The sequence below is a fragment of the Rhizomicrobium sp. genome, assembly GCF_056722145.1.
On record NZ_JBWZET010000175.1, the window covers coordinates 1 to 4976 of the forward strand.

Sequence of the window (4976 nt, forward strand, 5' to 3'; positions counted from 1 at the left end):
CGGTACCGCCGCCCATCCCGGCGGTGATGAACACCATGTGCGACTCGCGCAGGTGCTCCATGATCTCTTCGAGCGTCTCTTCGGCAGCGGCCTTGCCGGTGTCGGGCTGGGCGCCGGCGCCCTGGCCTTCGGTGACGTGGGCGCCGAGTTGGACGCGGCGTTCGGCCTTCGAACCGGCCAGCGCCTGGGCATCGGTATTTGCGACCACGAACTCGACGCCTTCCAATTTGGAGGCAATCATGTTGTTGACCGCGTTACCGCCGGCGCCACCGACGCCAAGCACGGTGATGCGGGGGCGAAGCTCTTGCGGTTCGGGCGCTTTGAAACTGATCGGCATCTCTACTCTCCTTGGCTGGTCGCGTGCTTCACGTCGCCATTAGCCCAAAGCGAATCGTATTCTTAGTTGAATCATCCGATGAGCCCTCTGGTCAACCGTGAGAGCCATCCTTTGCTTCCATTTTCTTCTTGTTGCGATGCAAGTTCCGGATTGAGCACCTCCGGCGGCATCGTGGCACCGGCCATCAGAAGCCCGATGGCTGTGGCATAATCAGGACCTGCCGACGATGCGGGCATTCCCGCCTGCGGCCGCGGACGCCCGATACGCACCTGCTTGTTGAGGACGCGTGCCGCCAGTTCGCGTGCACCCGCCAACTGACTCGCGCCGCCTGTCAAGACCAAACGTCGTCCTGCCGCTACATCGTAGCCGGAATCGCGCAGACGCTTCTGCACTTCGCCGAAGGTTTCTTCGAGACGGGCCTGAATGATGCGCGTCAGCATCGAGCGAGGCACACGCAAGTCACCTTCCTCGTTCTCCTCGCCCATCTGCGGCACACTGACCACATCGGCACCGGACTCAAGGTCACCGAGCGCCGCGCCGTACAGCACCTTGGCCCGTTCTGCCGCCGCCAAGGGCGACGCCAGCATGCGGGCGAGATCGGAGGTGACCGCAGCGCCACCGATCGGCACCACGTCGGCATGGACAAGATGGCCTTCCAGGAACACCGCAATGGAGGTGCAGCCGCCGCCCATGTCGATTATGGTGGCGCCAAGCTGCTTTTCGTCGTCGGTGAGGACCGACAGGCCCGAGGCATAGGGCGCGAACAGGGCCGCCGCGACATTGAGGTGGCAGCGCGCCACCGCCATCTTGAGATTGGCGAAGGCCGAGGGCTTGACCGCCACCGCATGCATCGAGACGCCGATGCGCTGGCCGACCATGCCGACCGGGTCGCGCACGCCGAGCGCTTCGTCGACGACATAGCTGGTCGGCATCGGCTGAATCACCGCATGGCCTTCGAGCTGGCAGCGGGCGCGACCCTCGGCCAGCAGATGACGCAGGATGTCGTCGGAAACCTCGGCACCGTCGAGCGCCATCACCGCCCGCGAGGTGATCGAGGCCGGACTGCCGCAATTGACCGAGATGAGGACGTTCTGGATGCGGGCGTCGGCCATGTTCTCGGCCGCGGCGACGCAGTCGCGAATCGACTCCTCGGCCGCCGTCATTTCCATGACCGTGCCGGCGCGGAACCCGCGCGTCTCGCGCAACGACGTGCCGACGACCTTGACCTGCCCCGGCTCGCAGCGCGCAATCAGGCACACCGTTTTGGTCGAGCCGATGTCGAGCACCGCGACCAGCCCGGTGCGGTAGGCCGGGGAACCCTCTCCCGCTCGCAATCGCACTGTCTCACCCATCAGATCGCACTCCCAGATTCAGTCTTTTTCTCCTGCTTCTGAGCGCCGTCGCGGTTGACGACGAAGAAGTAGGGAGAATTCGGCCTTAGATCGATTTCGCGGATGTTGGTCTCCAGGATGCCGTCTTCGACGATGTAGCGGTCGAGTTCCTTTATCTGGACATCCCAACCGGTCTCCGGCAGCTTGACGATGACGCCGTTGTCGAGCACGAGATTCCACCGTCGTGCCGACTGGTACTGATACGCCTTGACGCGCACGACGATGGCGCGGTGCGCCGCCACCGCTTCGAGGAAGCCGTCGGCATGCTCAGGCGCACCGGCGCCGACCAGAAGCGGCAGCTTGTCGTATTTGCCGGCTTCCACCGCGGTAATGACCCGGCCTTTGCGCTCGACCAGCACGTCGCCGTTGGGGGTGTGCCAGCGCGCATAGGGCGTGCGCTCGATGAGCGTGACAGTGATGTCGTCGGGATAGCGCCGGCGGATCTCCGCGTCGGCGACCCACGGCAGCGTCATCAGACGTACCCGCGCCTGACGCAGATTGAGATCGAAGATCGACTGCCCCGCCTTGATGCCGAGCGCGGCCATGACATCGCCGGACCGGGTCCGCACATTGCCCGACAGATGCACCTGCGCGATACCGAAGCCGGCATGGCTGACCAGCGCGTTCGCCGCCGCATCGGTCTTGTTAACGGCGCGCGGAACCGCACCGCCGGTCACGATCGCAACGCCGGCGGCAAGCAGGATGACGATGAGGGTGAGCAGCACCATCGGACGGCGCGGGCTGAAGATCGCCCCGAGCAGCGAACCGACCCGCGGCCAGAATCCGCTCGGACGCTTGCCGCGCCGCGGCTGTTGCGCCGACCCGCGGGTGATGCCGCGCGCCGGGCTGCGGGCCGACTTGCCGCGCGTCCGCTCCGAGGGCCGTTCCTTGCTCACCGGTCGCAACTGGCGTCCTCCACGATCCATCGGCACAGAGCGCGATAGCTGATGCCCTTGAGGGCGGCCTGTTCGGGCACCAGCGAGGTCGGCGTCATGCCGGGCTGGGTGTTGGTTTCGAGCGCGATGAGACGGTGCTTGCCGTTCGCGTCGTCGTAACGAAAATCGGTGCGCGACACGCCGCGGCAGCCGAGCGCCGCATGGGCGCGTTCGGCGAGTTGCATCGCTTCGGCGGCGACCGCATCGGGGATCGGCGCCGGCACGATGTGGCGCGAGCCGCCGGCGGCGTATTTGGCCTGATAATCGTAGAATTCGAGACTGGTGGTGATCTCGGTGACGGCAAGCGCCTGGGTTCCCATCACCGCGACGGTGAGCTCGCGCCCGGGCACAAATTCTTCCACCATCCACAAACCGCTGTCGGACCATTGCTCGGTCGCCAGCGCTTCCGGCGGACGGTTATCGCCTTTGCGCACAATAAAGACGCCGACCGACGAGCCTTCGTTGACCGGCTTCACGACATAGGGCGGTTCCATCAGATGCGTCGAGGCGGCGGCGTGACGATCGACGACGATGGATTTCACCACCGGCACGCCGGCGCGGGCGTAAATGTCCTTGGCGCGCTGCTTATGCATGGCAAGTGCCGATGCCAGCACGCCGGAATGAGTGTAGGGAATGCGCAAAAGTTCGAGCAGGCCCTGGACGCAGCCGTCTTCGCCCCAGCGCCCATGCAGGGCGTTGAACGCGACGTCGGGCTTGGCGGCCTGCAGCGCGGCGGCAAAATCGCCGACCGAGGGATCGATTTCGACGACCTCGTAGCCTTCCTCGCGCAACGCCCCGGCGCAGCCCTGGCCCGAAACCAGGCTCACTTCACGTTCGGAGGAGCGCCCGCCGAGCAACACCGCAACTTTGGTCATGACAATCCCCTGGGCGTTCCCACCCTTTTTATTTCCCATTCCAGCTCGATGCCGGAGTGATCCTTGACGCGGGCGCGCACCTGTTCGCCCAGCGCTTCGATATCGGAGGCACTCGCCTCGCCGAGATTGATGAGGAAGTTGCAGTGTACATCTGACACCATGGCATCGCCATGGCGAAGGCCGCGGCAACCGGCTTCCTCGATCAGCTTCCAGGCCTTTTGGCCCGGCGGGTTCTTGAATGTCGAGCCGCCGGTCTTCGACTTGATCGGCTGGCTTTGCTCGCGGCGGGCAAGCAGTTCTTCCATGCGCGTGCGCACGGCGGCCGGCTCGTCGGCAACGCCTTCGAACCGCGCCTCGACGAAGATGAGGCCGTCGGGCACATTCGACTTGCGGTATTCGAACCCCATATCGGCAGGCCCCAGCACATGGCGGCGGCCTTGCATGTCGATGGCGGTCGCCTCGACGAACACGTCCTTGATCTCCGAGCCGTAGCAGCCGGCGTTCATCCGGAGCGCGCCGCCGATCGTTCCGGGCACGCCGCGCAGAAATTCGAGACCGGCAATGCCGCTATCGGCCGCCCGCCGCGCCACCGCGGAATCGAGCGCCGCGGCGCCGGCCTTGATCTGCAGTCCGTCGACATCGACTTTGCCGAATACCGCGGGCAAGCGGATCACGACGCCGGGAATACCGCCGTCGCGCACCAGCAAATTCGAGCCGACGCCGATCACGGTGACGGGCGTCTCGCGCGGGCGCGCCGCCAGGAAGGTGGCGAGATCGTCGGCGTCGGCCGGGCGGTAGAGGACTTCGGCAACACCGCCGGCGCGGAACCAGACGAGGTCCTTCAACGCGGCGCCGAACTGATAGGTGCCACGAACCGGCGGCAAGGCATCGCAAGGCAGCGTCATGCGATACCCTCCAGTGCGGATTGCAGCTTGTGCGCCCAGGCCGAAATCGATCCGGCGCCGAGACAGATCACCACCCCGCCGGGCTTCAGATGCGGCGCCACCGCCTTGGCGAGATCGTCGCCGCCATCAATGGTGACGACGTGGCGATGGCCGTGGGCCCTGAGCGCATCGGCATAGCTGTCGCGGTCATAGCCTTCGATCGGCGCCTCGCCGGCCGGATAGACGGGCGCAATCACCGCCACGTCGGCATCGTTGAGGCACTTGGCGAATTCGGCGAAAGTGTCGCGCAAACGGGTGTAGCGGTGCGGCTGCACCACCGCCACCACCGGCCCGGCATAAGCCTGGCGCGCCGCTTTCAACGCGGCCGAGATCTTGAAGGGATTGTGCGCGTAGTCATCGATGATGGCGCAACCATTCCATTCGCCGATACGGGTGAAGCGGCGCCCTACTCCGCGGAAGGTATCCAAAGCGTGCGCTATGGTCGCGTCAGACGCACCAAGCTGGCTTGCCACCGCAATGGCCGCGAGTGAATT

General features: G+C 65.6%; 5 protein-coding genes and 1 pseudogene. All 6 read right to left on the minus strand.

Annotation, left to right across the window (positions count from 1 at the left end):
• A pseudogene (locus AC1P6P_RS09255) lies at positions 1-337 on the minus strand (cell division protein FtsZ); the annotation flags it as partial.
• Positions 338-408: 71 nt separating this feature from the next.
• Entirely contained in the window at positions 409-1689 is a 1281-nt protein-coding gene (gene ftsA, locus AC1P6P_RS09260) for a cell division protein FtsA (protein WP_481402155.1), read from the minus strand.
• Entirely contained in the window at positions 1689-2624 is a 936-nt protein-coding gene (locus AC1P6P_RS09265; RefSeq protein WP_481402159.1) for a cell division protein FtsQ/DivIB, read from the minus strand. The genes ftsA and AC1P6P_RS09265 overlap by 1 nt, the downstream gene beginning before the upstream one ends.
• Positions 2621-3538, minus strand: coding sequence for a D-alanine--D-alanine ligase (locus tag AC1P6P_RS09270; RefSeq protein WP_481402156.1), 918 nt, complete (start codon positions 3536-3538; stop codon positions 2621-2623). Before AC1P6P_RS09270 ends, AC1P6P_RS09265 begins: the two co-directional genes overlap by 4 nt.
• Positions 3535-4443 (minus strand): UDP-N-acetylmuramate dehydrogenase, encoded by a 909-nt coding sequence (gene murB, locus AC1P6P_RS09275; RefSeq protein ID WP_481402157.1) that lies wholly within the window; start codon positions 4441-4443, stop codon positions 3535-3537. Before murB ends, AC1P6P_RS09270 begins: the two co-directional genes overlap by 4 nt.
• On the minus strand, positions 4440-4976 hold a 537-nt coding region (locus tag AC1P6P_RS09280), incomplete at its 5' end, for a glutamate ligase domain-containing protein (protein ID WP_481402158.1). The genes AC1P6P_RS09280 and murB, both read right to left, overlap by 4 nt.

Excerpts from the sequence above, each read along its gene's own strand:
- murB (WP_481402157.1), bottom strand. The coding sequence starts at position 4,443 with ATGACGCTGCCTTGCGATGCCTTGCCGCCGGTTCGTGGCACCTATCAG.
- ftsA (WP_481402155.1), bottom strand. The coding sequence starts at position 1,689 with ATGGGTGAGACAGTGCGATTGCGAGCGGGAGAGGGTTCCCCGGCCTAC.
- AC1P6P_RS09270 (WP_481402156.1), bottom strand. The coding sequence starts at position 3,538 with ATGACCAAAGTTGCGGTGTTGCTCGGCGGGCGCTCCTCCGAACGTGAA.